Consider the following 1,512-nt stretch of genomic DNA (forward strand, 5'->3'; position numbering starts at 1 on the left):
CGGCTGAACCAGGGCGACGACCCGGTGCCCGGTCCGCGCCCCGTCCGGGACCGCACCGTCAGCCTGGCGGCCCGCCGCCGCGCGCCCGCGGCCCGGCGCGCCGCCGAGCGGCGGACCCTGCCGTCGGAACGGGCGGCGGTGGTGGAGCGGCTGCGCGGCGACCCCGCGCTGCGGCTCACCGAGACCGGGCGCAACCTGCTGATGCTGCTCAACGTGCACACGCTGAAGCAGCAGGACTGGGACGAGATCATCAACAACGTCCCGCCGCACCGCGTCGGCCTCGTCGCCCAGCTCGCCCGCGACTGCGCGGAGCTGTGGGCGGACGTGGCGACGCGGATCGAGGGCCGGGTCGTCGGCGTCGGCTGACCGTCCCCCGCCGGGTCCGCCTGAACGGGCCCGCTCGCTCCGGGCCCGACTGCTCCGGGCCCGGGCACCCCGCCGCCGGACGCTCCACCGCCGGCGGCTTCACCGTCGGCCGATCGGCCGCCGCCCATTCAGTGCTCCCGGTGCAGAGCCACGATGAACGCGCTCACCAGCGCGACGGCCGCCACCGTGGCGAGGATCCCCGCCCCGGCCCACGGGGACAGCGCATGCGGCACGTGCCGTCCGCCCAGCAACCGGTCTCCCGCCGCGGTCGGCGAGTACCGCGCGGCGGCCCGCGCCGTCCGGTCGGGAAGCAGCCGCACCAGCAGCGAGTCACCCGCCGCCGCCCCGGCCAGCAGAGCCCAGGACGCCGCCGCGGTGCGCACCAGGAACCCGGTCGCGACCCCGGCCAGCCCGGCGAGGGCCAGGTAGAGCCCGCCCGCCGGACCGGACACGGCCCCGACCAGGAAACCGGCCGCCGCGCAGACCACCGCCTTGGCGCCCAGCAGCCGTCCCCGCCCCGGCACCGCCACCAGGCTGAGCCGCATCATGCCGGACGCGTACTCGGAGGTGACGCTGAGCGCGCCGAGCGCCGCCGCCAGCACCTGAAGCAGGACGTAGCCGCCGTTGTCGGGCGCGCCGGCCTCGGCGGGCTGCCGCACCCGCAGGACCACCGCCAGCAGCGTCGCCGCCGCCAGCACGCGCCGGGTGGCGGGGAGCGCGGGCAGTTTCGTGGCCTCCGACCAGACCGCGTACAGGAACGGGCGGGCCGCGCGCGCCGTCCCGCGCATCACCGGGCCCCCGGCGACGCGACCAGGTCGCGGTAGGCCTGCGCGAGCGTGGTGTGCTGCGGGGTCAGCTCGTGCAGCCGGACGGCGCAGCGCACCGTCAGCCGGTGGATCTCCGCGCCGCGCAGCCCGGTCACCAGCAGCGCGTCGCGGCCCGCGAACCGCACGCCCGCGCCGGACTCAGTCAGCCGCCGGGCGAGGTAGCCCGGGTCGTCGCAGCGCACCAGCACCGGCGTCGCCGCGTCCGTCCGCACCAGGTCGTCGGCGCTGCCGTCGGCGACCAGCCGGCCCCGGCTGAGGACCAGGAACCGCTCGGCGACGCCGTCCAGCTCGTCGATCCGGCGGCCGGTGACGAGCACCG

General features: G+C 78.3%; 2 protein-coding genes and 1 pseudogene. 1 reads left to right on the forward strand and 2 read right to left on the reverse strand.

Annotated elements, in window-relative coordinates; all coding sequences use genetic code 11:
* Nucleotides 1–366, forward strand: a pseudogene (locus AB0J52_RS40120) (streptomycin biosynthesis protein); the annotation flags it as partial.
* A 128-nt stretch (nucleotides 367–494) separates the two neighbouring features.
* Here the strand turns inward: AB0J52_RS40120 and AB0J52_RS40125 are convergent.
* The gene (locus tag AB0J52_RS40125) at nucleotides 495–1,154 is read right to left on the reverse strand and encodes a hypothetical protein (protein WP_500188422.1); all 660 of its coding nucleotides are present in this window, start codon (nucleotides 1,152–1,154) and stop codon (nucleotides 495–497) included.
* The coding region (locus tag AB0J52_RS40130) for a DUF8746 domain-containing protein (protein ID WP_500188424.1) at nucleotides 1,154–1,512 on the reverse strand (359 nt) is incomplete at its 5' end. The genes AB0J52_RS40125 and AB0J52_RS40130, both read right to left, overlap by 1 nt.

Origin of the sequence: Spirillospora sp. NPDC049652 (assembly GCF_040675125.1) — a bacterium.
Classification (GTDB): domain Bacteria; phylum Actinomycetota; class Actinomycetes; order Streptosporangiales; family Streptosporangiaceae; genus Spirillospora.